The sequence below is a fragment of the Streptomyces tirandamycinicus genome, assembly GCF_003097515.1.
Taxonomy (GTDB): Bacteria; Actinomycetota; Actinomycetes; order Streptomycetales; family Streptomycetaceae; genus Streptomyces; species Streptomyces tirandamycinicus.
The window spans coordinates 7,174,906-7,201,369 of record NZ_CP029188.1; the positions used below are offsets into that span (position 1 = coordinate 7,174,906).

The window sequence follows — 26,464 nt, forward strand, 5'->3', positions numbered from 1 at the left end:
CGGATGCGGCGACGCTTGGGCACCTCAGGCCACCGGAGCCGGAAGCTTCCCGGCCTCGCGGGCGGCACGCACGCCGAGCAGCGACCGGTACAGCAGGATCGCGGCGAGGCCGGCCGTCCCGTACAGCAGGCTCATTCCGACAGCGGGCACGAACGCGCCGAGGGTGACGCACAGCGCGGCGACGAGCAGGCCGACCCGGGCGTTGAGCGCGTAGGCCGCCATGTACTTCGTGCGGGCCTCGGAGTCGATCAGGTCGGCCAGCAGCGCCTGGCGCACCGGGACGCTGGCGATCTCGCCGACGGTCAGCACGACGGCCGCGGCGATCAGGACCCAGCCGGTGTTGCTGACCGCCCAGGTCATGTAGCCGACGGTGAAGACGGCGATGCCGCCGTACAGCCTGGCCCGCTCGGGGACCCGGGCCAGCAGGGCCTTGGCGACCAGCACCAGGGCCACGACCAGCGCCGCGTTGACGGCACGCAGGACGCCGAGGATGGCCACGCCGTCGACCTCGAGGTTCCAGGAGCCGACCGCGGCGAGCGTCTGGGGGGAGAACTCGTCGGCGAGCCGCACGGCGATGTAGTAGCCGATCTGCATCTCGACGGCCGAGATGAGGGCGGCGGCGGCCATCAGGCGCAGGAAGACCCGGTCGTGGGCGACGGCCAGGTAGCCGCGGACCATCGCACCGGGGCCGGCCGCCGGCCTCTCGCCGGTGCGCGGAGCGGTCTCGCTGATCCAGCGCCACACCACGGCCGTGGTGAGCAGGCACAGTACGGCCGCACCGGTCAGCAGGTGGAGGAAGTGGCCGTCGTAGAGGAACCCGCCGACCAGGGCCCCGACGGTGAAGGCCAGGTTGATGGACCAGTAGTTGATCGTGTAGACGAGCGGCCGGTTGTCGGGGGTGGAGACGTCGACCATCATCGCGTCGGCGGCGGGCGCGGCCATCTGCGAGAAGCAGGTGTTGAGCAGGAACAGCACGAACGTCGCGACACCGGACGTCCACCACGGCGAGTTGGCGAGGGCGAGCAGGGCGAAGGTGACGGTGGCGCCGAGTTCGCCGGCCACCATGACCGGGCGGCGGCCGTGGACGTCGGCGAGGTGCCCGCCGAGGAAGTTGGCGGCGATACCCGCCGCCGCCACCGCCACCGTCAGGACACCGGCGACGGCGGGCCCGTACAGGACCGCGAGATGGATGACCAGCAGCGGCATGAGCATGATGGACAGCAGCCGCTGGACGAAGCCCACGGCGATCCGCAGCCGGATGTTCGGGTGCAGGGAGCTCACGTTCATCGCCGGCTCCGGGGGAGGCGGGTCTCGTCGGCGAGATGGCCGCCCTTGCCCCAGTGGCCGGGGTCCACGTCCCGGACGATGACCGTCACGGCCTCGCCCGGGCAGCCGGACACCCGGCTGACGACGTCGGTGATGCCCGACACCAGCTCCCTTCGCGCGGCTCGGTCATTGCCCTGCCACCAGTTGACGGTGATCACCGGCATGTCAGCGGTCCTTCTCTCGAGAGCCGATTCACGACGCGGGCGCGGCGGCTCGAGAATCCCCGGGGCGTCGGCGCGGCCGCAAGCGGGTGCGGGGAAGGAGGAACGACTTGAACAAGTCGGCGGCGCTTTTCCGGGCGTCGCCGTCACCCAGCGGAGCCGTGTCGGTGGAATCGACCTGGACAAGCCGGCGGCTCTTTCCGGCCGTCGCCGTCACCCACCGGAGCCGAGTTGGTGAAGTCGGCCTGCGATTACGGGACATGTTGCCGCCGATTTCCGGCCCGTGGTGTGATCGGCGCCGTCCTGCCCGGCCGGCTCCGTCCGGACGATGCCGGGGTCTTCTCCCGTGGCGGGAAGGGCGTACCGCGCCCCGATGCCCGCGCGGCCCGCCCGTCACGGGAGCACAGGGTTCCCGACACGTTCGGAAGGAATGCTGATGTCGCTCTTCGACATACGCAGGATCGGCGGAAGGATAGGCGCGGAGGTGACGGGGGTCGACCTCTCCACCGCGCTGCCGGATTCCGTGTTCCGCCAGATCCATGAGGCATTTCTGGAGTACAAGGTCCTGTTCTTCCGGGACCAGGAGATCACCGACGAGCACCAGCTCGCCTTCGCCGGCCGGTTCGGGCCGCTCACCCAGACACACCCGATGATGCGGACGGTCGACGGCACCCCGCAGGTCATCCCGGTCGACGGAGAGGACCAGCGGGCCGACCACTGGCACACCGACATCAGCTTCACCACCACCCCGTCGCTGGGGACCACCCTGCGCAGCGTGGTGCTGCCCCCGTACGGCGGGGACACGATGGTCGCCAACGCGGCCGCGGGCTACCGGGATCTGCCCGCCGAGCTGCGCGGGATCGCCGACCGGCTGTGGGCCGTGCACAGCAACCACGCGGAGCAGCCGCGGCTGGGCACCGAGCGCGGGGAGGAGGTCAGGGCGGCGTTCCTGGCCCGGCGGTTCGAAGCCGCCCATCCGGTGGTGCGGGTCCATCCGGAGTCGGGTGAGCCGAGCCTCTTCCTGGGCGGCTTCGCGCAGTGGCTGGTGGGCCTGGAGCCGCGCGAGTCCCGGCCGATCATCGACGTGCTGCAGGGGTATGTGCGTCGGCCCGAGAACACCGCCCGCTGGAGCTGGCGCCCCGGCGACGTCCTGATCTTCGACAACCGCAGCACGCAGCACTACGCGGTCAACGACTACGGACGCCGGCGGAGGGTGCTGCACCGGGTGTCCGTCACCGGCGACGTGCCCGTCGGACTCGACGGGCGCACCAGCTACGCACTCAAGGAGGGCGAGTGAGCACGGCCCCCTCCCCCCGCCGCGACCCCGTGTCGTTCGCCGCCCGGCTGCGCGGCCGGGACCCCCTCGTCGGCTACTGGATCGCCCTGGACAACCCGGCCGCCACCGAACGGATCGCCGGACTCGGCTACGACTACATCGGGGTGGACGGCCAGCACGGGGTGCTGCACCAGCCCGGGTGGCAGGCGGCGATGCTGGCGGTGGACGCCCGCGGCCGCTCCGCGGGCGTCATCCGGGTGCCGTCACCGGACCCGGTCGCCATCGGGATCGCGCTCGACACCGGAGCACGCGGCGTCATCGTCCCGATGGTGGAGAGCGCCGAGCAGGCGCGGACGGCGGTACGGGCCTGCCGGCACCACCCGGCGGGGACCCGCAGCCTCGGCGGGCCCGTCCGGGCCGAGCTGCGGCTGGGCTCCGTACCGGCCGAGATCGACGACCGGGTCGCCTGCATCGTGATGATCGAGACGGCCGCCGCGCTGGACGACCTGGAGGCCATATGCGCGACCGAGGGCATCGACGCGGTGTACGTCGGTCCCGCCGACCTGTCCGCCGCGCTCGGCGCGCGCTGGTTCGGCGATCCGGCGGCCGCCGACGCGCTGGCGGCCGCTCTGGAGCGGATCACCGACGCCGCCCGCCGTCACGGCATCGCCTGCGGCATCCACGTGATGGACGGCGAGAGCGCCGCGAAGCGGCTCGCCCAGGGCTTCACCTTCGCCACCGTCTCCAGCGACATCACGCACCTTCAGCAGGCCGCCGCCGCGCACCTGGCCGCGGCGAGGTGCCTCGACGCGGCCTGACGGGCCCCGGACGAGGAGGAGAGGCATGACGACACACATGAGCCCGCGGCCGGTACGGGCCGCCGTGGCACCGCCCGCCGGGTCCCTGGAGGACCTGGTCGGGCGCACGCCGCTGATGGAGGTCCCCCTGCCGGGCCTCGCCGGATCGGTGCGGCTGCTGGCCAAACTGGAGATGGCCAATCCGCTCTCCAGCGTGAAGGACCGGGCCGCGCTGTTCATGGTGCGGGCCGCCGAGGCGTCGGGAGAGCTCCCCGCCACCGGGGGCACGGTCGTCGAGTGCTCCTCCGGCAGCACCGGCATCTCGCTGGCCGCGCTGTGCGCCCGCCGCGGCCACCGGTGCGTCATCGTGATGCCCGACAACGCCAGCGAGGAACGGCGCCTGCTCCTGGCTGAGCTGGGGGCCGAGGTCCACCTCGTACCCCACCAGGACGGGCTGATGGCCGCCTGGGCGTACGCCGAGGAGCTCCAGCGCGCCCTGCCCGGCTCGTGGGTGCCGCACCAGGACCGCAACCCCGCCAACGTCACGGCGCACTACGAGACCACGGGACCGGAGATCTGGGAGGCCACGGCCGGCCGGGTCGACGTGCTGGTGTGCGGAGTGGGAACCGGCGGCACGCTGACCGGTACGGCCCGCTACCTGAAGGAGCGCACCGCGCTGCACGTCGTGGCGGTCGAACCGGCCCGATCGGCCGTGCTGTCCGGGGGCGAGGCCGGCCCGCACGGCATCCCGGGCATCGGGGCCGGCTATGTCTCGGACATCACCGACCTCTCCCTGGTGGACGAGGTCGTCGCCGTACCGGACGAGGCGGCCGCCGCCACCACCCGGGAGATCGTGCGCGCCACCGGTCTGACCGTCGGAGCCTCCTCGGGCGCCGCCGCCTGGGCGAGCCGCGCCGTCACCGCGCACCCGCGCTGGGCGGGCGCGACGGTCGTCACCGTCTTCCCGGACAGCGGGGAGCGCTATCTGTCGACGGCCCGCTGATCCGTCGTCGCCTCACCGAAAGCAGGCAGAGATGTGCCGGATCTTCGGCTACTTCAACGCGGTGGCGACACCGCACGAGATGCGGACCGTCGCGGCCCTCCAGCGGCACGGCGGTCCGGATGCGACGGGCGTGTCCCGGGCTCCCGGGTGGGGCCTGGGCAACAACCGCCTCGCCGTCGTCGACCTGGACGGCGGTGACCAGCCGTACGGGCGCGGCGGGCCGGTGCAGGTGGTGTTCAACGGCGAGATCTACAACCACGAGGAGCTGCGCCGGCGCCTCGAGTCGCTCGGGCACTCGGTCCCGGACCGCTGCGACGGGTCGGTGCTGCCCGCGCTCTACCTGGAGTACGGCGAGGAGTTCACCGAGCACCTCGACGGCATGTACGCGCTGGCGCTGCTGGACGCGCGCGGCGAGGTGCCCCGGCTCCTGCTGGCCACCGACCACCTGGGGATGAAGCCGCTGTACCTCCGGTGGGACGCGGCGTGCCGCTCCCTGCGCTTCTCCTCGGAGCTGCCCGCGCTGCTGGGATTCGGCGGAGTCGGCGGCCGGGTGCGGGAGTCGGGCCTGGACGCGTATCTGGCCACCCGCACCCCGTTCGGTACGCGGACGGTGTACGAGGACGTGGAGGTGCTCCAGCCGGGCACCACCTGGGTGTGCGAGCTGGGTGGCGCCCCGCGCGTGCGGCGGCGGCCGGCCGACGCCCCCGCGCCGGCCGGCGACGGGGGCACCGCGGAGGCCGGCGACGAGGGCACCGCGGCGCGGCGGGTACGGCGCGCACTGCGCTCCGAGGTCGGCCGGCTGCTGGTGGCGGACGTGCCCGTCGCCCTGATCACCTCCGGCGGTCTGGACTCCGGCCTGGTCACGGCGCTCGCGGCCGAGCACGGCCCGGTGCACACCTTCAACATCGCCTACCGGGGCACCTGGCCGTTCGACGAGCGGCACTTCGCCCGCGAGGTCGCCGAGCGCGCCCGGGCGGTCCACCACCAGGTGGAGATCGACCCGGCCGCCTTCCCGGCCCTGCTGGAAGAGACCGTCTGGCACCTGGGCCAGCCGAACGCCGACCCCATCGCCCTGAGTACGTACGCCCTGTTCCGGGCGGTCCGGGACGCCGGCTTCACGGTGGCGCTCACCGGCGACGCCGCCGACGAGGTGTTCGGCGGGTACGAGCGGATGCGGCGCGCGGCCGAGCGCGCGGCGGCCGGAGCCGACTGGTCGGCGGCCTACCTGGACGCGCTGTCCGCCGCCCCTGCCGCCCTGCGGACGAGCCTGTACACCGACGCCTACCGGGCCCATGTCCGCGAGGACCCGGCGCTGCCCGAGGCGGTGCGGGAGGACCTGCTGCACGGCCCCGGCACCGTGCTGGACCGCATCACCCGCTTCGAGCTGGAGAACCGGCTGCCCGCCTACCACCTGCGCCGTGTCGACCACTTGAGCATGGCCTCCTCGGTGGAGGCGCGGCTGCCGTTCTGCCAGCGGTCGGTCGTCGCACTCGGCCGATCGCTCCGCGACCACCAGCGCATCCGGGACGGCCGGGTCAAGCGGACCCTCTACGCCGCCGCCGCCGGACTGCTGCCCGACCGGGTGCTGTCCCGCCCCAAGCAGCCGTTCACCCTGCCGGTGACGGCGATGCTGCGGCCCGGCAGCACCCTGTGGGAGTACGCGCGCGACCTCCTGGCGCCCGGCCGGATCGCCGCCGCGGGGCGGCTGGACGGGCAGGCCGTGGACGCCCTCTTCGCCTCGCAGGCCGAACGGCCCGACGACACCGCCGCGATGGCGCTGTGGGCGCTGCTCGTGCACGAGGTGTGGGAAGGGCAGTTCCGGCACACCGCGGGGCGCCCCGGCTCGGCCGAGACGCCTGCGGGCGGGGCCAGACCGCTGGCGGTGGCGGCGTGATCGGCCACCTGGCGTACGCGGCGGGCAGCCCCTGCCCCACTTTCGTGCTGGACGCCGGACGGCTGCCGCGCGACGAGGAGGCACTGCTGGCCCATCTCGCGGAGGCCCGCCGCTACCTGGTCTCCGCCGGGGGCGCCCACGTGCTGAAGTTCGCGCTGGTCGAGCCGTCCGCGCACCCGATGTTCGACCTGGACTACCGCTTCGTGCAGGCACTGCCCGGCGCGCCGGACCGGTTCGACACCCGCGGCTCGTGCGGGCACTCGATCCTGGCGGCGGTGGTGGCCGCGTCCCGCTCGGGCATGCTGCCGCGCCTGGTGCCGGGCGCACGGATCCGCGTCCACGTCCGCAACAACGGGGACAGCGTGGTGTGCGAGGCCGACCGGATCGAGCGCGACGAGGCCGGTTTCACCGTCACCTTCGTCCATCCGGCCCCCGTCCCCTTCCCGGACCTGCTGCCCGCCGGGCGGCCGCGCACCGTGCTCGGCAGCGGCGGGGAACGGGCCGAGGTCTCGCTCGTCGCCAGCGCCAACGCCTATGCCTTCGTGGACGCGAGGACGCTCGGCGTGCCCGACCAGGCCGCGCTGTTCGCCGCCGGGCAGCAGCTGCTCGACCGGCTGGAAGGGATCCGCGGGGCCGCCGCCGACCGGCTCGGCTGGCCGCGTGCCGGGGCCTTTCCCAAGATCGCGGCGGTGCTGCCGGCCGAACGCGGCGGGATCGCGGTACGCGCCGTGACCGTGTCCGGATGGCACCCGTCGATCGCGCTGACCGGCGTCGTCTGCCTGGGCTCGGCGGCACGGATCCCCGGCACGGTGCCGTGGCGGGTCGCCCGCGAGCACGGCGCCGGCGACGGACCGGTCGACGTCTTCACCCCCGGCGGACGGACCGCGGTCACCGCGGTCACCGCTGCCCCCGGGACGGCCGGCGGCGAGGGCGCCCTGCTGTGGGCGACCGTCGCCCGCAAACGCGTCACCTTCCAGGGCTCGTTCGTCCTGGCACCCCTGAGTCATCTGCAATTCGAGGAGGTCGCCAAGTGCCTGGCGCTGTCGGGGGCGGCATGAGACCGCTGCTGACGGCCGAGCTGCGTGCCCGGCTGTCCGATTCCGTCGAGAAGTCCGACGCGGCCGGCGAGCCCGACCCCGCGGCGCTGGCGGCGCTGCGTGCGAGCGGCCTGCTGGGTACGGCCGTTCCGGCCCGCCACGGCGGCGCGGGCGGGGACGCGGTGGCGGTCAACCGCGTCGTCGAGGAGCTCGCCACCCTCGACCCGTCGATGGCGATCATCGCCTTCCAGCACTTCGCCGTGAGCGCCCGGATCGCCGAGTGGGGCAGCGAGGAGCAGCGGGGACGGCTGCTGCCGCGGCTGGCCGACGGCACCTGGCTGGCCGCCTCCGCGTGGAGCGAGCAGGGGGCGGGGGCGGCGAAGCGGAACCTGGCCAGCACCGGCGGGCGCCTCGCGGACGGCCGCTGGCGCCTGGACGGGGCGAAGACCTTCGCGACCGGCGCCGGGGTCGCCGACCTGTACCTGGTGCTGGTGCAGACGGCACGGCCCGCCGCGACCGGCGAGGGGTACGGGGCGGACGGCCAGACCTTCTTCCTCGTCGAGTCCGGCAACCCCGGACTCGTCCCGGACCTCGGCCCGGACCTCGCTGGCATGCGGGGTTCGGCGACCGGCCTGGTCGCCCTCGACGGCTGCCTCGTACCGGACCGGGACCGCCTCGGGCCCGAAGGCGGGGCGGCCGCGGTCATCGCGGGCGTCCGGGAGTCCGGGGCCAGTCTCGGAGCGGTGTCCGTGGGCATCGCCCGGGCCGCGTTCGACCTGGCCGTCCGCCACGCGCGCGGGCACGGCCTGCTGGACCTGCCCACCGTGCGGCATCGGCTCGTGGAGCTGGCGACGCGGCTGGAGGCCGCGCGGGCCGTCGTGGAACGGGCCGGCGCGCGCGCCTCGGCCGACCCGGGTGCGGCCACCCTGCACAGCAAGCTGCACGCGAGCGTGGCCGCCGAGGAGATCTGCCTGGACGCCGCCCGGATGCTGGGCTCGGCCGGGTACCGCGCCGGCGACCGGATCGGGCGGCTGCTGTCCGACGCGCGCGGCATCGCGTTCATGGGTCCGACCAACGACCTGTGCCGGGACCTGCTGGCGGCGTCGTGGACCGGCTGACCTCCGTGCCCGACCTCGCGACCCCCGTGCCCGACCTCGTCGTCAGCGGCCGCAGGCTGGTGACGCCGCAGGGGGTGCGCCGGGGCCATCTGCTCATCTCCGGCGGGCGGATCACCGCGATCACGGACACCGACACGGCACCCGCGTCGGCCGGGCGCCTCGACGCGGGCGACCACTACGTGCTGCCCGGGCTCGTCGACTCCCATGTGCACTTCCGCACACCCGGCCTGACACACAAGGAGGACTGGGAGCACGGCAGCCGGGCGGCGGTCCGCGGGGGCGTCACCACGGTGATGGACATGCCGAACACGGTGCCGCCCACGCTCGCCCCGGAGACCCTCCTCGCCAAGGCCCGCCAGGTGGCGGGCCGCTCGCTGGTGGACATGCGCTTCCACATCGGGCTCGACCCCGCCCGGCCCGAACTGCTGGCGGACCTCGACGCGTCGGTGGCGACCAGCGCCAAGGTCTTCATGGCGGGCCACCACACGGCCCCCACCGTCGTCCGCGACCCGGCGGCGCTGGAGAAGGCGTTCGCCGCGGCGGCCGAGGGCGGGGTGCAGCTCGTCCTGCACGCCGAGGACGACGGGCTGTTCGCGCTGCTGGACGCCTGGTGGGGGGAGCCGGGCAGCTATCTGGAGTACGAGCGGCGCCGCCCGCGCACCGGCGGCATCGTCGCCGTCGCCAAGGTCGTCGAACTGGTGCGCCGGTACGGCACACGCGCCCACATCCTGCACCTGTCGAGCGCCGAGGAGGCCGACCTGGTGTGCGCCGCGCAGGCGGCCGGGTACCCCGTCACCTTCGAGGTCACCGGCCACCACCTGTCGTTCACCGACGACGACACCCGCCGACTGGGCGCCCGGACCCGGCTGTCGCCGTCGATCCGCGGACGGGCGGACCAGGACCGGCTGTGGCGCGCGCTGGTGGACGGTCAGCTCACCACGCTGGGCAGCGACCACGCCCCGCACACCGTCGCCGAGAAGACCGGCACCGTCGCCGGGTCGCCGCCGGGACTGCCCGGTGTGCAGGAACTGGCCGTCGCCGTCTGGACGGGGATGCGCCGCCGCCGGCCCGACGAGGATCCCGACACCGCCGCGACCCGTCTGGCCCGCCACCTGTCGCAGCGGCCGGCCGAGCTGTTCCGGCTGCCCGGCAAGGGCCGGATCGCGCCGGGCGCCGACGCCGACCTGGTCGTCTTCGCGCCCGACACGCCCTGGATGCTCTCGGCGCACGACGTGGAGAGCAAGTGCGGCTGGTCCGCCTACGAGGGATGGACGTTCACCGGGCGCGTCGAGCGCACCCTGCGCGCGGGCCGGACCGTGTGGGACGCCGCCTCGGGGACCTTCGGCGCCTACGACGGCCGCCTGCTGCCGGCCGCGGACCCGGTGGACACGACGAACGGGGCGGCACCGGCCGCCGGGGAGGGGTGACGCATGGTCAGAAGATGGTCCGTGGTGGTGGCGGGCGGTGGTGTCGGGGGGCTCGCGGCGGCTGCCGGCATGGCCGCGCGAGGCATCGACGTCACCGTCGTCGAACGGGCGGGGCAGATCGGCGCCGGAGGCTCCGGGCTCATGATCCAGCCCAACGGGATGCGGGCCGCCGACGCCCTGGGGGAGCGCATCGGGGCCCGGATCCGGGCCGTCGGGCACGTCACCCGCCCCGGCGAGGTCCGGGTGCTGATGGACGCGGAGGGAACGGTGCTCGCCGAGGAGCCGCTCGGGGCCGCGGCGGGCACCCCGGGCGACCCGCCGATCCCGGTGCTGCGCTCCGCCCTCCACCGGGCGCTGCTCGACGAGGCGCTGACCGCGGGCGCGGCCGTCCGCCTGGCGACACCCGTCGAGACCTACACCGTGCGCCCCGGACACGTCGCCGTGGAACTGTCCGACGGGACCACCGTCGACTGCGACGCGCTCGTCGGCGCCGACGGCATCCACTCGGCGGTGCGCGCGCGCATGCTGGGGGACGGGCCGCCGCAGTACCGCGGCTACACCTCGGTACGCGGCCGCACCACCGGATCCGTCCTGGGGCAGCGCGGCCACGTCGTCAACGGCCGCGGAATCCAGCTGTTCATCGCCCCCGTCGGCGGGGACACCCTGTACTGGACCGCCAAGATCACGGCACCGGAAGGGGTGTGGCCCGCCATGGGCGCGGCGGGCGCCCGGCACGCCCTCCTCGCCGCCCTGGAGGGCTGGTACCCGCCCGTGGTCGACCTGGTGCGCGACGCCGACCCGGAGGACGTCGTGGTCACCGACATCCACGACCGCGACCCCTCCCCCCGCTGGGTGGACGGCCGCGTGGCGCTCCTCGGCGACGCCGCGCACCCGATGGTCCCGGCCCTCGGCCAGGGCGCCAACATGGCGCTCGAGGACGCGGCCGTGCTGGCCGACGCGCTCTGCTCGCACACCGAAATCCCGGCCGCCCTCGCCGCCTACGCCCGCGAGCGCGTGGACCGGGCCGCGGCCGTGGTGCTCGCCTCCCGCCGCCAGGGCGCACTCGACCAGGGCGCGGACCGCGCCGGTGAGGAGCGGCGCAACGCCCGCATGAGGTCCGCCGGACGCAAGGACGCGGAACTCGCCGATGTCCTCGCCTGGCGGCCGGGGCCCCGCCGGCAGCAGGCCACCGCACCGGCCCCGCCGAGCACCGTCCGTACCGCCGGAGAGGACAGCACCATGGGAGCACCACGCATCGTCGTGATCAGCGGATCGCTGCGCGCGGGATCCACCTCGGACCGGGTGGCGGCGTGGTGCGCCCATCGCTGCGCCGAACAGGGCGCCTCCGCACGCGTCTTCACCGGCGCCGAGATCGACTTCCCGGCGTACCGGCCGGGGCTCGCCGGGACCCACGCGGCCGTCGCGGACTTCCTCGGCGCACTGCGCCGGGCCGACGGCGTGATCCTCGTGTCGCCGACGTACCACTCCACCGTCTCGGGGTTGCTGAAGAACGCCCTCGACTACGTCAACGACATCGAAGGCCCGGTGCCGTACCTGGAGGGACGCGCGATCGGCACGGTCGCGGTGGGCTCGGCCGTGCAGGGCGCGGTCTCGACGCTGGCCACGCTGCGCACCATCGGGCACGCCCTGCGCGGATGGCCGACACCCGTGGGCGTGGCCGTCGCGCAGGCACCGGAGGAGCCCGTCCCCGGCGCTGTGGAGGCGGCGCCCGACGCCGCGCGACTGGTCGAGATGGTCGGCCAGGTGGTCTGGCTGGGCAGGGCGCGGGGCGCCGTCCTGCCGGAGGCCCTGGGCGCCGTCGCCTGAGCACCCTGAGCCCGCTGAGCCCGCTGAGCCCGCTGAGCCCCGCGGCCACGGGGCCCGTGGTTCCCGCGAACGTCAACCACCGCGCGACAGGCGCGGGGAGAGTGAGAGAGCCGTGTCCGCACCGTCCCCGGAGTACCACGCCCTGACCGCCCGGCTGGGGCCCGTGTGGCGTGACGCCAACATCCGGTCCGGGCCGTCTCTGGACAGCCCGGTGATCCGGCTGGTCCAGCCCGACGCCTCCGTCTCGTACGAGTCCGAAGGCTGGTCGCCGGGCGACGAGGTGGTCGAGGACCAGCACCGGGACGGCGTGATCACCAGCTCCGTCTGGTTCAGGCTGACCGCCGGCGGCTGGTCCAGCGCCGTGAACTTCGAACCGGTGGCCGTGGCCGGGCTCCTGGACCGGGCCGTCACGGTCGACGCGCGGCGGCCCGGCCGCGTCGTGCCGTAGCAGTCCGGAACACGCGGGTGCCTTCGGAGGCACCGGAGTCGCCGGAGACACCGCGGCCTACGGCAACTCCGCCGTCCGCTCCGCCGAAGTGCGCAGACACCCGCCGGACGCCTCCGGGCCGCGCCTACGCCACGCCGGTGCCGCGGAGGGCGTAGGCGTGACCGGCGGGCCCTGGCGCGGTGTGCGGCGTCATGCCGCGGCAGCCGTCGCGTCGGAGGCCCAGGCCCGCAGCCGTACCCGGTCGAACTTGCCACTGCCGGTACGCGGCAGCGCGGCGACCACGCGGACGGAGCGCGGGCGCGCGTGCGGGGGCAGGCGGCGCCGGCAGGCCTCGGTGACCCGGACGGCCACCGTCGCCCGGTCGGCTTCGGGGCTCTCCACGAACGCCCACACCGAGTCGCCGCGGTCGCCGCGGTCGCCGCGGCGGACACCGACGACGGCCGCGTCCACGACACCGTCCGCCGCACGGACGGCGTCCTCGACGACGGTGGGGGCGACGGTCTCGCCGTGGACCACGAGGACCTCCTTGACGCGACCGCCGACGGTGAGCCACCCGTCGGCCGTCACCGCGCCGGTGTCGCCGGTGCGCAGCCAGCCGTCGGGGGTGAACGCGCCGCGGTCGAGAGCGCCCGTGGCAGGGTCGAGGTAACCGAGCATCAGACTCGGGCTGTCGACCTGGATCTCGCGGTCGGGACCGGCGAGGCGGACCCGGACGCCGTCGAGAAGGCGCCCGACGGTGCCCGGCCGCAGGACCTCCGGGGCGGAGAGAGCGACGTTCGGTCCGGCCTCGCTGAGCCCGTAGCCGTCGTGCAGGGGCGCCCCGGTGGCCGCGAGGAAGTCGTCGTACAGGGCGGGGGTGAGAACGTCGCCGCCGCAGCCGCGGACGCGCAGGGCCCGCAGCAGACGGGCCGCTCCGGGGTCCTTGGCGGCCTCGGCGGCGAGCACCCGGTACATGGTGGGCACGCCGTCCAGCGAGGTGATGCCCTCGGCCGCGAGCCGGGACAGCAGGCCGCGCAGCCGGAACCCCGACTCGGCGTACAGGTGCGCGCCGGTGGCGCGCCACACCCCCAGGACGCTGTGCCCGTAGGCGTGGCGCAGCGGGAGCGGGAGCAGCAGCCGGTCGTCGGCGGTGACGCACATCCGCGCGGCGGTCGCGCCGCCCTGGTGGGCGAGGGCCGCGGTGGGCACGGCGACGGCCTTGGGATCGCCGGAGCTGCCGGAGGTCCAGAAGACGGCGGCGGTCTCCTCGGGGACGTCCAGCGGCCGGGCCGTCGCGCCCGCCACGACGGGATCCCCGGAGCGGCCGGCGTGGACGAGGGCCGCGGGGGCGATGCGCCGGGCCGGGGCCGGGCCGTCGAGCAGCAGCGGTGCGCCGGCGGCCTCGGCGGCGAGGACGGCGACGACGGCGGTCAGCGGATGGTCGCAGGCGAGGGCGGCGGCGCGCCCGGGGCCCGCCCCGGCCGCGGCGAGTTCCCGGGTGGTACGGGCCACCAGCCGCGCCAGGTGCGCGCGCGGGACGCGTTCGCCGTCGACGGTCAGGCGCGGCAGCCGGAGTGCCCCCGGGCGGGGTGTCATGCGGCGGCCCCGGCGGGCGCGGACGCCGCGAACACGCGGCGTACGCCGACGGGGACGTCGTCGTCCCGGACCGGGACCGTGATGACGGTCGTACGGCCGTCGGCGTGGGCTTCGGCCGCGTCGTCGAGGGCGGCGGCGAGCTCGGCGGCGGTGGTGCAGTACGCGGTGCGCCCGCCGAGCGCGCGGACGGCGGCGTCGGTGTGCGCGGGCGCGGTGAAGCGGGTGAGCCCGTCGGCCGCGCCCTCCTCGGCGCGTACGAAACGGGGCCAGCCGTATCCGCGGTTGTCCAGCACCAGGACGGTCAGTCCGAGCCCCAGTTCCGCCGCGGTGGGCAGCGCGGCCAGCCCCATCTCGAAGGCGCCGTCACCGCACACGAGGACGGTGCGCCGGGACCGGTCCGCGAGCGCCGCGCCGACGGCCGCCGGGAGACCGAAGCCGACCATGGTCTGCTCGCCCGGGGTGACGACCCGGGCCCGTTCGCTGACGGACACCACGGGGCAGTGGTAACCCCACATGTCGTGCAGCCCGTTCTCCTGGACGAGGGTGGCGTCGCGTGTCACCGACTCCTGCAGCAGCCGCAGCGCGGCGGCCACGGTCAGGTCCGGGCCGTCGGCGGCGGCAGGGGTGCGGCGGTCACGCGCCTCCCGGCGGACGGCCGTCACCCGTCCCAGCCGGGCGACGCCGGCCGCCGTCCCGGCCGGTGGCTCCGCCTCCAGCGCGGCGGCGAGCTGGCCGGCCACCACCGCGGCGTCGCCGAGCAGGGCGGCCTCCGGCTCCAGGGCGGTGAGGAACGCGGCGGGGTCGACGTCGACGTGTACGAGCGTCTTGTCCCGGAGGCCGTCCCAGCCCATGCGGGCCGTCTCCTCCAGGCGTGAGCCGATCGCCAGCACCACGTCCGCGTCGGCGAGCAGCCCGTCCGCCGGAGGCGTGGTGTACAGGCCCACCAGGCCGCAGGCGAGGGGGTGTTCCTCGTCGAGGACACCGCGCCCGGCGGCGGTGGTGAAGACGGGCGCGCCCAGCAGCTCGGCCAGGTGCCGCACGGCGGGCCCGGCGCCCGCGGGCTTGCAGCCGCCGCCGGCGACGACGACCGGCAGGCGGGCACCCGCGAGAAGCCCCGCGGCCCGGCGGACCTCGCCGGTCTCGGCGGCGAAGCGCAGGCGCCGCACGGGTGGGGCGGGCCGCCGCTCGGGCGCCGGGGCGCGCAGCACCTCGTCGGCGACCTCCACCAGGACCACGCCCGGGCCGCCGTTGACCGCGAGGTGGACGGCCCTGCGCAGCGCCCAGGTCAGCTGCCGCGGGTCCTCCACGAGGAAGTCCCACTTGGTCAGCGGCCGGGCCATGGCCGCCTGGTCGGTGTGCTGGAAGCCGCCGCGGCCGATACCGAGGGCGGGCACGCGGGTGGTGACGACGACGACCGGGGCGCCGAGGGACGACGCCTCCAGCAGGCCGGTGAGCGCGTTGGCGAAGCTCGGTCCCGAGGTGACGGCGAGTACCGCGGGCCGGCCGGAGACGGCCGCGTGCCCGATCGCCGCGCAGGCCCCCGCCCGCTGGTCCCGCACCCCGACGACTTTCAGCCCGGGCACGTCACGTGCCGCGTCCATCAGCCCCGGCTCGTCGGAGGGCAGCCCGAACACGGCGTCGCATCCGGCGTCGGCGAGTGTCCCGGCGGCGACGTGCCAAGGGTGGGCCTCATCGGTCACGTTCACGGCTGCTGCTCCTCGGCGGGATCGTGGGGATGGAGGCGGGGACCTCGAAGGACACGGGGTCTGGGAGGGGACGGAGGCGGAGAGGGGGGCCGGGCAGGGAACGGAGGCGGAGGCGAGGGCCTGGGAGGGGACGGAAGCGGAGGCGGGGACCTGAAGGAGAACGGAAGCGAAGGCGGGGGCGCACGCGCGGGACGGCGACCGGGCGGAGGGCTCCGGTGGCGGGCGGCACGGGCGGGTCGCCGAGAGCGCGGCCGCGGGCGGCCGGCGGGCCCGGGACGGCCTTCACGACACGGCCCCGGCGCCGGCTTCGGCGGACAGCAGCAGGGGGCGGCCCGCGGCCGTGCCGTGACGGCGCACATGGCCGGCCCGGGGGCCGTAGCCGCCGAACGGGCGGTTGCCGTCCTCCGCGTCGAAGGTGATGCGCTCCTCGCAGACCACGCTGGTCGCGATCCGCGCCGACCCGGCGAGGGCCGGCTCCCCGAAGACCGAGACGTACATGCCCCGGGCGGTCTCCTCGCGGGAGTGCAGCCAGCGGGTGATCTGCCCGGGCGAGTCGTACTCCACGGTGAGAACGACCGGGGAGAAGAACTCCGGCGGATGGAAGGCGTCCTGCCACGGCAGGTGGACCAGGGTGGGTTCCACGATCCGCCGCGCCGGGTCGACACGGCCGCCGCAGACGGTGAACTCGCGGTGCCCGGCGAGGAATCCGGCCGCGCCCTCCACCGCGTCGGGGTACACCAGCGGCGCCACCAGGGTGCCGGGGTCGCGGCGGTCGCCGACGGGGACGGCGGTGAGCGCGTCGGCGAGCCGCGGCAGGAGCTCGCCGACGAGCGAGCGGTGGACGAAGACGACATCGGTGCACAGGCAGTCCTGGCCCGAGTTGTACAACCGGGCGTCGAGCACGGTGCGGCAGACGGCGCCGGGGTCGGCCCGGGGGCCGACGACCAGCGGATTGGGCCCGGAGCCGAAGGCGAGGAGCAGTGCGTCACCGGGCAGGTGGGCGGCGACGGCCTCGCCGTTGTCGGGCTGCCCGGTGAAGACGACGGCGTCGGAGCGAGCGCAGTGGGCGAGGAACTCCCGCTGCGAGACGGGCGCCATGACGATCCGGCCGCCGCCGAGGCCGCGCAGGTGCGGTTCGAGGATCTCGTGTACGGCCATGGCGGCGGGCGCGACCCGCGCGGAGGGCCGGATTCGGACCTCTTCGGTGTAGAGCGAGGGAATCACGCCGAACAGGACGTAGGAGTACAGCAGGTTGTTCGACGGCAGAAACGTCGCAAGCCGTCCGAGGCGCCGCGGGGAATTGCGCAGAATCTCCCACGGGGCGCCGGAGAGGGCGCGAAGCGAGCGGAAGAGCTCGTCGGTGGCGGCCCGTGCGGTGGCGACGCGGGTGAGGGCGGAGAGCAATTCGTCCCGGTGCCGCAGGACCGCGTCGACGAGTCCCGGGACCAGCGCGCCCACCAGGGGACGGGACCTCGGCGCGGGGACCGACCCACCGGCGGATGCCTGCGGGAACGCCGCTTCGTGCGTCGCCTCCATGATGCCGCTCTGCATGCGCGTAACCCCCTTGCACCCGCCCGTGACGTTCGAGCCCGGTCGGAAAGCGTCTCCCGCTACGGCACGGGGCGCATCTCGGTTCGTGCTCTCCTCGGAAGAGGTCGGACCCGCTCTCTCCTCGGAGGGGGCCGGACCCGGTCAGCATTCTCGGAGAACGAGCCGGACGGGACGGCAAGTAGCATTCCGGAGTACGCCGGGAACATCCCCCGTACCGGCGCCGGAATCCAGCCGGTCGAGGAGAAAGGAGAACCGCTGTGAACTCCTGCGAATTCCGTTGTTTTGGCGAATTCCTTTCCACGATTCGTCTGGATTCCGGAATCATGCTCGCCGACGGCCCGCCCCGGCGGCGGATCGTGCCCGGCACGGCCTGGCGGCGCACGGTGCTCGCTCCGGCCGGCGGGCCGTTCGGCCGGGAGGCGTTCACCGGGCCGGCGCGGGCGGCCCGCACGCGTGCCGACGTGACGGTGCGCCGGGCGGATGTCCGGCCCTTCCCGCCGGGCCCGCGGGACGGCGCGTACCCGCTCCGCGACCAGGAGCGGGCGCCGGCTCGCACCGGCACCCGGTGCCGGGAATCCGCCCCGCTCCGCGAGGAGGCGCTGCCCGCGCCCGTCTGACCCCGGCCCGAACCCGGCGCCGCCGACCCGGCGCCGGCGACCCGAACGCTCCGGCCCGACCGCCGGACCCGACCTCCCCAGGAAGGGGGGTACGAACCATGACCCTGCACGGACGGCTCGCCGTCAAACGACCGGCCGACGTCCCGGTGGACAGCCTGGTGCGCCTGGTGCGGTCCTACGAGGAGCACATCACGGGGGTCGCCACCTGCACCCACGAGGACATCCTGCTGGAGACGAGCAACCCCGGGTACGAGGAGAACAGCTGGTGCCTGACCGGCCCCGGCGACGTGGTGCTCGCCTGGGCGGCGCTGACTCCGCGCGGCGACGTCCTCGACGCCGCGCTGACATCGATGCCGGGCCCGCACGGTGAGAGTGCGGCACGCACCCTGCTGTGCCTGCTGCTGGACCGGGCCGACGAGCTCGTGAGGGAGCGGGGCAGGCCCTGCACCGTCACCGTCGGCGGGGTGCTCCGCGGCGACCTGGTGGTCCCCTCCCTCCTCCGCGAGGCGGGGTTCGTCCACGGCGCCACGGCGGGTCAGTACGACATCGATCTGGCGGTCCCGCCGCTGCCGCCGCTGCTCCCCGACGGGGGAAGCATCCGCCCCGCCGGCCCGCACGATGCCGCGGCCCTGCACATGCTGCACCTGCGCAGCATGACCCAGGGGCCCAAGACGGAGGACGCCGCGTACTTTCGCGCACGGCTGCGGCGGCTGCGCGAGAGCGGCGGTGTGGCGCTGCTGCTGGAGGTGCGCGGCCATCCCGTCGGCCATGTCCTGGCCCAGTCCGCCGTCGGAGAGGGACGCGTCCTGGACCTCGGCGTCGCCCCCGCCTACCGCGGCCTCGACATCGGGCTCGCCCTGCTCACCGCCGCCCTCGCCGAGCTGCGCGGACTCGGCGCCGCCCGGGCCCTGTTCACCCTGGACACGGGCGACCTGCACGACCACGAGGCGCTCCACCGCGTCCTCACCGTTCGAGGGGCACGCTTCGTCAGCCGGTTCAACAAGATCGCCGTGTGACCCGACGACCGGGGATCTCGGCCGGGAACGCCCGCGGTCAGGCCTCCCCCACCGGTGACAGTGCTCCCGACCGGGCCCTGTCCCGACATCTGACGCCACGATACCGACTCGCCCCCTCACCGTAAGCGGCCGGCAGACCCTCGCCGCGTCTTCGTGAAGTCGCCACCGGACAGGGACCGCGCGCCCGCGGAGCGGAGCGGCGCGGGGCCCTACGAGAACGGAGCACCCCGTCATGACATCCACCGCCGCGCCCGACCGGCTGCTGATGGTGATGCCCTACAGCCAGTTCGTCCGCAAGGCCGCCAAGGCGGGCTTCGAGGTCTGGGCGATCTGGGACCCGGCGCTGCGCGAGCGGGAGTACCTCGACCAGGTCGCCGAGCACGCCCGGGAGTTGCTGCTGACCGACTTCTCCGACGAGGCCGGGTTACGCGCCCTCATCGCCGACACCGTCCGCACCCACGGCATCGGCACCGTCCTGCACCTGGGCGCCGAGCAGTCGATGCCCCCCGCCGTCGCGGAGGCCGAGGCGCTCGGCGTCTCCCCCAACCCGGCCTCCGCCGTCACCCGGCTCAACGACAAGGCCGCGATGCGCGGGCTGCTCGCCGGGCACGGCCTGTCCGTGGTCCGCTCGGAGTCCGCCGCGACCGTCGAGGAGGTGGCGGCGGCCGCGGCCCGGCTGCCGCTGCCCGCCGTGGTCAAGCCGGTCGGTGCCTCCGGCAGCCGCGGCGTCGCGCTGATCCGCGACGCGGACGACCTCCAGGAGTGGACCGACCGGGTCACGCGGGCCGGTCTCGGCGGCCCGTACCTGGTCGAGGAGTACCTCCAGGGTCCCGAGTACAGCGTCGAGACCCTCTCCGCCGACGGCGTGCACCACGTCATCGGCATCACCGCGAAGCACACCACGGGCGCCCCCTTCTTCGTGGAGACCTCGCACGTCCATCCGGCGCCGCTCGGCGACGACGAGCGGACCGCGATCCACGCGGTCGTCATCGGGCTGCTCGACCTGGCCGGATACCGCTTCGGCCCCGCGCACACCGAGGTGATCCTCACCGGCCGCGGCCCGCGCATCGTCGAGTCCCAGACCCGGCTGGGCGGCGACCGCATCCCGCTGCTCATCGAGACCGCCTCCGACTTCGACATCGAGGCCGCGATCTTCCGGACCCTCGCCGGCGCGCCCCTCGAGGCGCCGGTGCCCCGGCACACGGCGTCCGTCGGCTTCTTCCTCCTGCCCGCCGGCCGGCTGCGGTCCGTCGGCGGACTGGACGCCATCCGCGCCCTGCCCTACGTCCAGGCGCTGCACTTCCCCTTCGCCCCGGGGGACGAACTGCCGCGCACCACCGACTCGTCCACCCGCCACGGCTACGTCGTCGTCGACGCGGAATCGCCCGCCGAGGCCGCCGACCGCATCGCCCGCGTCCGCGGGCTGCTGCGCGCGGACGTCCGCGAAGCCGTTCCGGCCACCGCGAAGGGAGCCCACCGTTGAGCACCGGCAGAACCGTTCTGCTGATCGGCGGCGTCGACGCCCATCTCGAGCGCTTCAAGGCGCTCGGCGTCACCGTCGTCCTGATCCAGCACCCCGACAAGGTCACCGGCTACCAGACGCGCGCCGCGGACGTGCTGCTCGTCGTCGACTACACCGACTGGGACGTCGTACGGCCGTTCGCCGAGGCGGCGCGCGCGGTCTACGGCGTGGACGCCGTGGTCTCGCTCACCGAGCCGGGCCTGAACCCGGCGAGCCGGCTGGGCGACCTGTTCGGGCTGACCGACGGGCGGCGCCACGAGGTGAGCCGCCGTATGCGCGACAAGTGGCTGATGCGCCGTCATCTCGCCGAGCGGGGCCTGCCGGTCCCGCACACCGCCCTGGTGACGGACCGGGCCTCGCTCGACGCCTTCGGCGAGCGCGCCGGCTACCCGTTCGTCCTCAAGCCGGTCTCGACGACCGCCGGCTTCGGCCTGGTCCGCGCCGAGAGCCCCGAGGACCTGGACCGGGTGTGGGCACGGGTGCGGGAGCTGGACGGCGGCCGCACCGACCGCGGCTCGACGATGTTCACCGTCGACGGCTACCTGATGGAGTCCTATATCGACGGCCCCGAGTTCAGCGTGGAGGCGCTGAGCTTCGCCGGGCGCCACGTCGTCGTCGCGGTGACGGAGAAGCTGACCAGCGAGGAGCACTTCGCCGAGCTCGGCCACGCCGTGCCCGCCCGCCTGCCCGGCGCCGACCGGCAGCGGCTGACCGCCGCCGTCGAGGAGTTCCTGACCGCCATGGGCGTCACCGACGGCCCCAGCCACACCGAGATACGGCTCTCCTCGCGCGGCCCGGTCGTCATCGAGTCCCACAACCGGCTCGGCGGCGGCAACATCGTGGAGCTCGTCGAGGCCGCGTACGGCATCGACATGGTCGCCTACGGCGCGGCGTGGCCCCTCGGCCTGACCGATCCGCTCACCTCCCCGCCGGAGGCGAAGGGCGCCGCCGCCATGCGCGCCGTGCTGCGCGAACCGGGCACCGTCACCTCCGTCTCGGGCGTGGAGGAGGTCCGGGCCCGGCCGGACGTGCTGGCCGCGCAGGTCTCCGTACGCCCCGGGGACACCGTACGGCCGCTGCGCGACAACTGGGACCGGCTCGGCAGCGTCGTCGTCACGGCCGGCGACACCGACGCCGCGGTGGAGCTGTGCGAGCGCCTGGTGCGGGAGGCGATCCGTATCGATGTCGAGCCCGCGGCCGCGGCGGCACGGGCGCGAGCCGCCTGAACGCACACGGCGGTATGCGGCCCGCGGTCCGTCCCGGCGCGCCGGCCGCCCGCCCGAGAGGAGTTGACCTGTCATGTCCCCACAACCCGGACTGCTGCGCACCCTGAGCGAGGACCTCGCCGTGGTCGTCGCCCGGGACCCGTCACTCACCGGCCGCCGGGAGGCGCTCGGCCACACCGGGCTGTCAGCCCTGTGGGCCCACCGGGTGGCGCACCGGCTGTACGGGCGGGGCCTGCGCACCGCGGCGCGCACCGTCGCCCGGGTCGCCCGCCGCCGCACCGGAGTCGAGATCCATCCCGGTGCGGTGCTGGGCCGGCGCGTCTTCATCGACCACGGCGCGTCCGTGGTGATCGGCCAAACGGCCGTCGTGGGCGACGACGTGACGATCTACCAGCAGGTGACGCTGGGGGCGGTGGGCTGGTGGACCGACAACCGCCGCCCTCCGGGTGCCCGCAGGCACCCGGTCGTCGGCAACGGCGTGGTCCTCGGCGCGAACGCCACGGTGCTCGGCCCCGTGACCGTCGGCGACCACGCCCTGATCGGCGCCATGGCCACCGTCACCGAGGACCTGCCGCCCGGGGCCCGGGTGTACGCGCCGCGCTCCGTCGTCCGCCCCGCGCCCGGTCTGCGGCCCGTCGGGGACGCCACCGGACTCGCCGGCCCGCCCGGCACTCCCGATGCCGTACGGATACTCGCCTCCGCGGGGTCCTGGTGAACCGCCGCCCCGCCCCTTCCCCCGACGACCCCGGGAGTCCCGCCGTGACCACCGACCTCCTCACCGCACCCGCCGGGCGGCACATCGCCGCCGGCCTCGAAGAACTCATCGGCAACACCCCCCTGGTCCGCCTCGCCGTCCCCGACGCCGCACCCGGCACCGAGGTCCTAGCCAAGATCGAGTCCGCGAACCCCTTCGCCAGCAGCAAGGACCGGGCCGCCCTGGCCATGCTCGACGGCGCCGAGCAGCGCGGCGAACTCGCCCCCGGCGGCACGGTGGTGGAGTCCACCTCGGGCAACACCGGCATCGCCCTGGCCGCGCTGAGCGCGGTACGCGGCTACCGCTGCGTCGTCGTACTGCCCGACAGCGCCACCCCGGAACGGATCGGCCTGCTGACCGCGCTCGGCGCGGAGATCGTGCAGACACCCAGCGAGGAGGGGTTCGCCGGCGCGATCGCCAAGGCCGAGGAGGTCCAGGCCGCCATCCCCGGTTCGTGGTACGTGCGCCAGCACGAGAACCCGGACAACGTCCGGGCGCACTACGAGACCACCGGTCCCGAGATCTGGGCGGACAGCGGCGGCCGGGTGGACGTCCTCGTCGCCGGGGTGGGCACCGGTGGCACGCTCACCGGCGCCGGCCGCTTCCTGCGGGAGCGCAACCCGGGGGTCGAGATCGTCGCGGTGGAGCCGGAGGGCTCACCCGTCCTGTCCCGCGGGTACGCGGGAAGCCACCGCATCCCCGGCCTCAACGGCGGCTTCGTCTCCCCCACCACGGACGTGTCGCTCATCGACCGCGTGCTCACCTGCTCCGACGAGGCCGCCCTCGCCACCGCCCGCGCGCTGACCCGGCAGCAGGCCCTGTTCGCCGGGCTCTCCTCGGGTGCCGCGGTGCACGCCGCGGCCCTGCTGGCCCGGGACCCGCAGTACGCGGGCCGGACGATCGTCACGGTCCTGCCGGACACCGGGGAACGCTACGTCAGCATCTGGAACGAGAGGACCGCCATATGACCACGCTCGTCCTGCACCGCGGCTCGCTGCGCGCCAACCCGTACGAGCGGTGGCTCGCCGACCACGGCGAGAAGATCGTGCTGCTGGCGTCGGCCGAACAGCTCGCCCTGTTCGGCGAGGAACTGCCCACCGAAGCGCCGTACCTGCACGCCGAGGCGCTGACCGGCTACGACACCGGCCCGCACGTGGCCGAGCGGGCAGCCGAGCTCGTCGAGAGGTTCGGCGTCACCGACGTCGTCGCCTGCCAGGAGTTCGACATCGAGCGGGCCGCCGCCCTCCGCGAACGGTACGGCCTGCCGGGCCAGCGGCCCGGCTCCGCCCTCGTGTACCGCGACAAGTGGCGGATGAAGCAGGCGGCGGTACGGGCCCGCATCCCCGTCGCCGACCATGCGCTGCTGCGCTCGGCGGACGACCTCGGCGCCTTCGCCGACCGCCACGGCCTGCCGCTCGTGGTCAAGCCCCGGCGCGGCGCGCTCTCCGTGGGCGTGTCCGTCCTGCGCACCCGCGAGGAGCTCGCCGGCTGGCTGCGCACCGCCGAGATCGCCGGTCCTGACGGCGAACCGCAGTGGCTGGCCGAGGTGTTCGTCGAGGGCTCCATGTGCCACATCGACGGCACCGTCCTCGACGGGCGGATCGCCACCCTGTGGCCCTCGCAGTACCAGTACGCACTGGCCGACTACCGGGACCGCAAGGGCCGCGTCGACATCGCGCTCGACACCGCCGACCCGCTGGCCCGCCGGCTCGTCGCGTTCGGCGAGCGGGTGCTGGAGGCGTTCGGCGGGCCGGAGCACTTCGCCTTCCACATCGAGGTGTTCCACACCCCTGACGGCGAGCTCGTCCTGTGCGAGGCCGCCTCGCGCGCCGGTGGCGCGGGGGTGCGGGACGTGCAGCGCGTCCTGTTCGGCTTCGACCCGATGGAGTACCCCGTGCGCCGGCAGCTCGGCCTGCCCGTGGACGCCGGGGAGCGCCGTGATCCCGAGCGGCTCGCCGGGCAGTTGCTCTTCACCAAGCGCCCCGGCGTGCTGCGGGCGCTCCCGGACCCGGCGGCCCTGCCGCCGGGCGTCGTGAAGTACACGACGTACGCGGAGGTCGGGCAGAGCGTCCGGGACGCCTCGCACTCCGGCGACTTCCTCGCCGCGTTCGTGGTCACCGGCGCGGACCGGGCCGAGACGGAGGCGCGGATCAGGGTGGCGGAGGCCTGGTTCAGGGCGGGGCTCGACATCGGCTGACAGTGAGGATGTGACGTGGTGACGCTGCTGGTGGGTGTGACCCCTCGGCTGACTGACGTCTCGACTGTCCTGTTTGGGATTCGTCGGCCCGCCGGGCGTCACCACGCACGCGGCCGGACGGGCGTTTGTGACTTCATAGCGCCTCTGTGTGTCAAGCGGCTTCGGTGAGTTGGCTCCGATGGTCTCGTTTCATGGTCCGGTAGACCACGTTGGACAGCCGTCGTTTGAGCGCCCGGCGGGCCTCGGACGGGGTCTTCCCCTCGGCGATCTTGCGCAGGTAGTAGTCCTGGCCGCGGCCGCCGTCGCGGATCTGGCAGATCGCGATCGTGTGCAGGACCGAGTTCCGCCGTCCTCGGTGATGCCGGTGGCGATCACCACGGCCTGGGACACGATCTGGTGGTTCACCCGCGCCTTGCAGTACGTCGCGTCCAGGTAGATGTAGGGAATCGGGTGTGGTCCAGCGGGCGGGTGCGGAAGGCGGTGAGTTCGGCGTCCAGTCCGGCGCAGAGCCGGGAGACCTCGCTCTTGGAGATCCCGGTGTCCGCGCCCAGGGCCCTGACCAGGTCGTCCACGCTGCGGGTGGACACTCCGTGGACGTATGCCTCAACGATGACGGCGTAAAGGGCCCGGTCGATACGGCGGCGGCGTTCGAGCAGGCTGGGGAAGAAGGTGCCGGTGCGGATCTTGGGGATGGCCAGGTCCAGGTCTCCGGCCTGCGTGGTCAGCACTTTGTCGCGGTGACCGTTGCGCCAGGTCGTACGGGTCTCGGCGTGCTCGCCGGGCTCCGCGCCGATGTGGGTGGTGGCCTCGGCCTCGATGAGTTCCTGCAGGATCCGCTGGGCCAGGACCCTGATCAACTCGATTCCGTCCGCCGTACGCAGTGACTCCATCAGCCGGAGTAAGTCATGCTGGGACAAGGCCATCGCGTCACCTCTCTCAACGAGCTTCGCTACTCGGAGAGTTGCGCGATGGCCGCCCCATGACCAGGGGCTATGCGGAGATCGCTGCTACACCACTCGACGGGACACCATCCATCAAGATCGCCGAGCTTGTCCGTGACTGGAGCAACAAGCGACGAGCTGACGAAGCGAGCGCCCGCCGGATCGAGGCGGAGGCGGACAGAGGGGAAGCCGAAGCGCGCCAAGAGAACGCCCGGGCGCGCCAGATGGAGGCGCAGGCGCGGCAGATGGAAGCACATGCAGATCTTGTGCAGTGGGCCGTTGACCAGACTCGCGGCGGACCCGTTTCCCCTGGGGAGCTCTTCGCTGCCATCACCCCAGATCAGCTCCAGGCACTCAGTCGTCTTGCCGAGACCCCCACAGAGCTACAGCTGCCGCCGCACGTTTCCCAAGACGAGTAGCGGAGGGACACTGTTGTGCTTGGTACTCAGTCGTCGCCCAGAACCCGCACTGGCGGCTCATCGTTCCGCCGCTCCCACCTCAAGCCAGCAGCATCGGTGAAGCGATACACGAACTTGATCCGCGCGGTGTGCCAGCCACCGCGCGGCATCCAGTCGTCCTTCGGCTCCGTAGAGCCCTCCTGAACCCAGTTGAGGAGATCGAACTCGTAGCTCAGTCCTGGGCCGAGGGGTTCCCCCTCGGCCCACGTTCGCCGCCCGGCTGTCTCGGCGGTTGTCCATCGTTCACCAGTTGCTGGATCCACCGCTGTCACGGAGCACAGCTCGATGTCGACGACGGCGTGCCGACTGAAGTTGTGGATCACGCAGCTGCCCCTGCGACTTCCGATCTTCCCGAGTTGCATGCGGCAGGTCACGAGCCGCGCCTGCCCCGCCTCAGCATCTCGTCTCTCAGCATCGCGCTGCCGGCCTTCCCGAATCGCGACCCACAGAGCAACGCCGACCGCTCCCACCGTGGCGGCCGCGCCCGCAATGCTCGTCCCAGTTGCCCACCAGTCGGTCATCGATACCTCTTCCGTCTGATCGACCGTAGGAGCAACGGCACAGTGCGGCGCTATGGCGCGTCATAC

At 74.4% G+C, this 26,464-nt stretch carries 23 protein-coding genes and 1 pseudogene; 17 read left to right on the forward strand and 7 right to left on the reverse strand.

Features of this window, described 5'->3' with window-relative positions; all coding sequences use genetic code 11:
* Positions 1-24 precede the first annotated feature (24 nt).
* Together DDW44_RS31080 and DDW44_RS31085 are read right to left on the reverse strand one after the other, a co-directional pair.
* Positions 25-1,287, reverse strand: a complete 1,263-nt coding sequence (locus DDW44_RS31080; protein WP_027735039.1) for an MFS transporter — start codon at positions 1,285-1,287, stop codon at positions 25-27.
* Entirely contained in the window at positions 1,284-1,490 is a 207-nt protein-coding gene (locus tag DDW44_RS31085) for a tautomerase family protein (protein ID WP_017949515.1), read from the reverse strand. The genes DDW44_RS31080 and DDW44_RS31085 overlap by 4 nt, the downstream gene beginning before the upstream one ends.
* Positions 1,491-1,923: 433 nt before the next feature.
* Between DDW44_RS31085 and DDW44_RS31090 the strand changes: the two genes are divergently transcribed.
* The 9 genes from DDW44_RS31090 (at position 1,924) to DDW44_RS31130 (ending at position 12,314) form a co-directional block, all read left to right on the forward strand.
* Complete coding sequence (locus DDW44_RS31090) at positions 1,924-2,784, forward strand: TauD/TfdA dioxygenase family protein (RefSeq protein ID WP_108908622.1); 861 nt, start codon at positions 1,924-1,926, stop codon at positions 2,782-2,784.
* Positions 2,781-3,581, forward strand: a complete 801-nt coding sequence (locus tag DDW44_RS31095; protein ID WP_108908623.1) for an HpcH/HpaI aldolase family protein — start codon at positions 2,781-2,783, stop codon at positions 3,579-3,581. The genes DDW44_RS31090 and DDW44_RS31095 overlap by 4 nt, the downstream gene beginning before the upstream one ends.
* A 37-nt stretch (positions 3,582-3,618) precedes the next feature.
* The gene (locus DDW44_RS31100) at positions 3,619-4,563 is read left to right on the forward strand and encodes a PLP-dependent cysteine synthase family protein (protein ID WP_108908624.1); all 945 of its coding nucleotides are present in this window, start codon (positions 3,619-3,621) and stop codon (positions 4,561-4,563) included.
* 31 nt (positions 4,564-4,594) lie between these two features.
* Positions 4,595-6,457 carry an asparagine synthase (glutamine-hydrolyzing) gene (asnB, locus tag DDW44_RS31105; protein ID WP_108908625.1) on the forward strand — a complete coding sequence of 621 codons (1,863 nt, stop codon included), beginning with the start codon at positions 4,595-4,597 and terminating at the stop codon, positions 6,455-6,457.
* On the forward strand, positions 6,454-7,515 hold the full coding sequence (locus tag DDW44_RS31110; RefSeq protein WP_027735045.1) for a PrpF domain-containing protein: 1,062 nt from the start codon (positions 6,454-6,456) through the stop codon (positions 7,513-7,515). The genes asnB and DDW44_RS31110 overlap by 4 nt, the downstream gene beginning before the upstream one ends.
* Positions 7,512-8,612, forward strand: coding sequence for an acyl-CoA dehydrogenase family protein (locus DDW44_RS31115; protein WP_108908626.1), 1,101 nt, complete (start codon positions 7,512-7,514; stop codon positions 8,610-8,612). The genes DDW44_RS31110 and DDW44_RS31115 overlap by 4 nt, the downstream gene beginning before the upstream one ends.
* Entirely contained in the window at positions 8,600-10,039 is a 1,440-nt protein-coding gene (locus tag DDW44_RS31120; protein WP_108908627.1) for a dihydroorotase, read from the forward strand. The genes DDW44_RS31115 and DDW44_RS31120 overlap by 13 nt, the downstream gene beginning before the upstream one ends.
* 3 nt (positions 10,040-10,042) lie before the next feature.
* On the forward strand, positions 10,043-11,866 hold the full coding sequence (locus DDW44_RS31125) for an NAD(P)H-dependent oxidoreductase (protein ID WP_108908628.1): 1,824 nt from the start codon (positions 10,043-10,045) through the stop codon (positions 11,864-11,866).
* A 112-nt stretch (positions 11,867-11,978) separates the two neighbouring features.
* A complete protein-coding gene (locus DDW44_RS31130) occupies positions 11,979-12,314 on the forward strand; it encodes a hypothetical protein (protein WP_017949506.1) in 336 nt (111 codons plus the stop codon).
* Positions 12,315-12,503: 189 nt separating this feature from the next.
* Here the strand turns inward: DDW44_RS31130 and DDW44_RS31135 are convergent, their stop codons facing one another.
* The 3 genes from DDW44_RS31135 to DDW44_RS31145 form a co-directional block, all read right to left on the reverse strand.
* Complete coding sequence (locus DDW44_RS31135; RefSeq protein ID WP_108908629.1) at positions 12,504-13,889, reverse strand: class I adenylate-forming enzyme family protein; 1,386 nt, start codon at positions 13,887-13,889, stop codon at positions 12,504-12,506.
* Positions 13,886-15,595 (reverse strand): thiamine pyrophosphate-binding protein, encoded by a 1,710-nt coding sequence (locus tag DDW44_RS31140; protein ID WP_108908630.1) that lies wholly within the window; start codon positions 15,593-15,595, stop codon positions 13,886-13,888. Before DDW44_RS31140 ends, DDW44_RS31135 begins: the two co-directional genes overlap by 4 nt.
* 282 nt (positions 15,596-15,877) lie before the next feature.
* Positions 15,878-17,146: an aldehyde dehydrogenase family protein gene (locus tag DDW44_RS31145; RefSeq protein ID WP_108908631.1), complete on the reverse strand. Its 1,269-nt coding sequence runs from the start codon at positions 17,144-17,146 to the stop codon at positions 15,878-15,880.
* 323 nt (positions 17,147-17,469) lie between these two features.
* Here DDW44_RS31145 and DDW44_RS31150 point away from each other — a divergent pair, with 323 nt between their 5' ends.
* From DDW44_RS31150 to DDW44_RS31180, 7 genes are all read left to right on the forward strand, one after another.
* Complete coding sequence (locus DDW44_RS31150) at positions 17,470-17,763, forward strand: hypothetical protein (protein ID WP_108908632.1); 294 nt, start codon at positions 17,470-17,472, stop codon at positions 17,761-17,763.
* A gap of 98 nt (positions 17,764-17,861) precedes the next feature.
* Positions 17,862-18,779, forward strand: coding sequence for a GNAT family N-acetyltransferase (locus DDW44_RS31155; protein WP_108908633.1), 918 nt, complete (start codon positions 17,862-17,864; stop codon positions 18,777-18,779).
* Positions 18,780-19,011: 232 nt separating this feature from the next.
* Positions 19,012-20,262 carry an ATP-grasp domain-containing protein gene (locus DDW44_RS31160; protein WP_108908634.1) on the forward strand — a complete coding sequence of 417 codons (1,251 nt, stop codon included), beginning with the start codon at positions 19,012-19,014 and terminating at the stop codon, positions 20,260-20,262.
* Entirely contained in the window at positions 20,259-21,527 is a 1,269-nt protein-coding gene (locus DDW44_RS31165; RefSeq protein ID WP_108908635.1) for an ATP-grasp domain-containing protein, read from the forward strand. Before DDW44_RS31160 ends, DDW44_RS31165 begins: the two co-directional genes overlap by 4 nt.
* A gap of 73 nt (positions 21,528-21,600) precedes the next feature.
* Positions 21,601-22,242: a serine O-acetyltransferase EpsC gene (epsC, locus tag DDW44_RS31170; protein WP_017949498.1), complete on the forward strand. Its 642-nt coding sequence runs from the start codon at positions 21,601-21,603 to the stop codon at positions 22,240-22,242.
* A 44-nt stretch (positions 22,243-22,286) separates the two neighbouring features.
* Entirely contained in the window at positions 22,287-23,249 is a 963-nt protein-coding gene (locus tag DDW44_RS31175) for a PLP-dependent cysteine synthase family protein (protein WP_017949497.1), read from the forward strand.
* Positions 23,246-24,478, forward strand: a complete 1,233-nt coding sequence (locus DDW44_RS31180; protein ID WP_108908636.1) for an ATP-grasp domain-containing protein — start codon at positions 23,246-23,248, stop codon at positions 24,476-24,478. The genes DDW44_RS31175 and DDW44_RS31180 overlap by 4 nt, the downstream gene beginning before the upstream one ends.
* Positions 24,479-24,823: 345 nt before the next feature.
* Here DDW44_RS31180 and DDW44_RS31190 read toward each other — a convergent pair.
* Positions 24,824-25,401: pseudogene (locus DDW44_RS31190) on the reverse strand (transposase); the annotation flags it as partial.
* Between the two features lie 56 nt (positions 25,402-25,457).
* On the opposite strand from DDW44_RS31190, the gene DDW44_RS31195 reads away from it, so the two are divergent.
* A complete protein-coding gene (locus DDW44_RS31195) occupies positions 25,458-25,838 on the forward strand; it encodes a hypothetical protein (RefSeq protein ID WP_108908637.1) in 381 nt (126 codons plus the stop codon).
* Positions 25,839-25,864: 26 nt separating this feature from the next.
* Here DDW44_RS31195 and DDW44_RS31200 read toward each other — a convergent pair whose 3' ends face one another.
* Positions 25,865-26,398: a hypothetical protein gene (locus tag DDW44_RS31200; protein WP_108908638.1), complete on the reverse strand. Its 534-nt coding sequence runs from the start codon at positions 26,396-26,398 to the stop codon at positions 25,865-25,867.
* Positions 26,399-26,464 lie beyond the last annotated feature (66 nt).

What these genes read in the sequence shown, in the direction of transcription:
- epsC (WP_017949498.1), top strand. Translation starts at nt 21,601, where the DNA reads ATGTCCCCACAACCCGGACTGCTGCGCACCCTGAGCGAGGACCTCGCC.
- DDW44_RS31180 (WP_108908636.1), top strand. Translation starts at nt 23,246, where the DNA reads ATGACCACGCTCGTCCTGCACCGCGGCTCGCTGCGCGCCAACCCGTAC.
- DDW44_RS31145 (WP_108908631.1), bottom strand. Translation starts at nt 17,146, where the DNA reads ATGCAGAGCGGCATCATGGAGGCGACGCACGAAGCGGCGTTCCCGCAG.
- DDW44_RS31200 (WP_108908638.1), bottom strand. Translation starts at nt 26,398, where the DNA reads ATGACCGACTGGTGGGCAACTGGGACGAGCATTGCGGGCGCGGCCGCC.
- DDW44_RS31135 (WP_108908629.1), bottom strand. Translation starts at nt 13,889, where the DNA reads ATGACACCCCGCCCGGGGGCACTCCGGCTGCCGCGCCTGACCGTCGAC.
- DDW44_RS31155 (WP_108908633.1), top strand. Translation starts at nt 17,862, where the DNA reads ATGACCCTGCACGGACGGCTCGCCGTCAAACGACCGGCCGACGTCCCG.
- DDW44_RS31085 (WP_017949515.1), bottom strand. Translation starts at nt 1,490, where the DNA reads ATGCCGGTGATCACCGTCAACTGGTGGCAGGGCAATGACCGAGCCGCG.
- DDW44_RS31090 (WP_108908622.1), top strand. Translation starts at nt 1,924, where the DNA reads ATGTCGCTCTTCGACATACGCAGGATCGGCGGAAGGATAGGCGCGGAG.
- DDW44_RS31080 (WP_027735039.1), bottom strand. Translation starts at nt 1,287, where the DNA reads ATGAACGTGAGCTCCCTGCACCCGAACATCCGGCTGCGGATCGCCGTG.
- DDW44_RS31100 (WP_108908624.1), top strand. Translation starts at nt 3,619, where the DNA reads ATGAGCCCGCGGCCGGTACGGGCCGCCGTGGCACCGCCCGCCGGGTCC.
- DDW44_RS31195 (WP_108908637.1), top strand. Translation starts at nt 25,458, where the DNA reads ATGACCAGGGGCTATGCGGAGATCGCTGCTACACCACTCGACGGGACA.
- DDW44_RS31125 (WP_108908628.1), top strand. Translation starts at nt 10,043, where the DNA reads ATGGTCAGAAGATGGTCCGTGGTGGTGGCGGGCGGTGGTGTCGGGGGG.
- DDW44_RS31160 (WP_108908634.1), top strand. Translation starts at nt 19,012, where the DNA reads ATGACATCCACCGCCGCGCCCGACCGGCTGCTGATGGTGATGCCCTAC.
- DDW44_RS31150 (WP_108908632.1), top strand. Translation starts at nt 17,470, where the DNA reads ATGCTCGCCGACGGCCCGCCCCGGCGGCGGATCGTGCCCGGCACGGCC.
- asnB (WP_108908625.1), top strand. Translation starts at nt 4,595, where the DNA reads ATGTGCCGGATCTTCGGCTACTTCAACGCGGTGGCGACACCGCACGAG.
- DDW44_RS31115 (WP_108908626.1), top strand. Translation starts at nt 7,512, where the DNA reads ATGAGACCGCTGCTGACGGCCGAGCTGCGTGCCCGGCTGTCCGATTCC.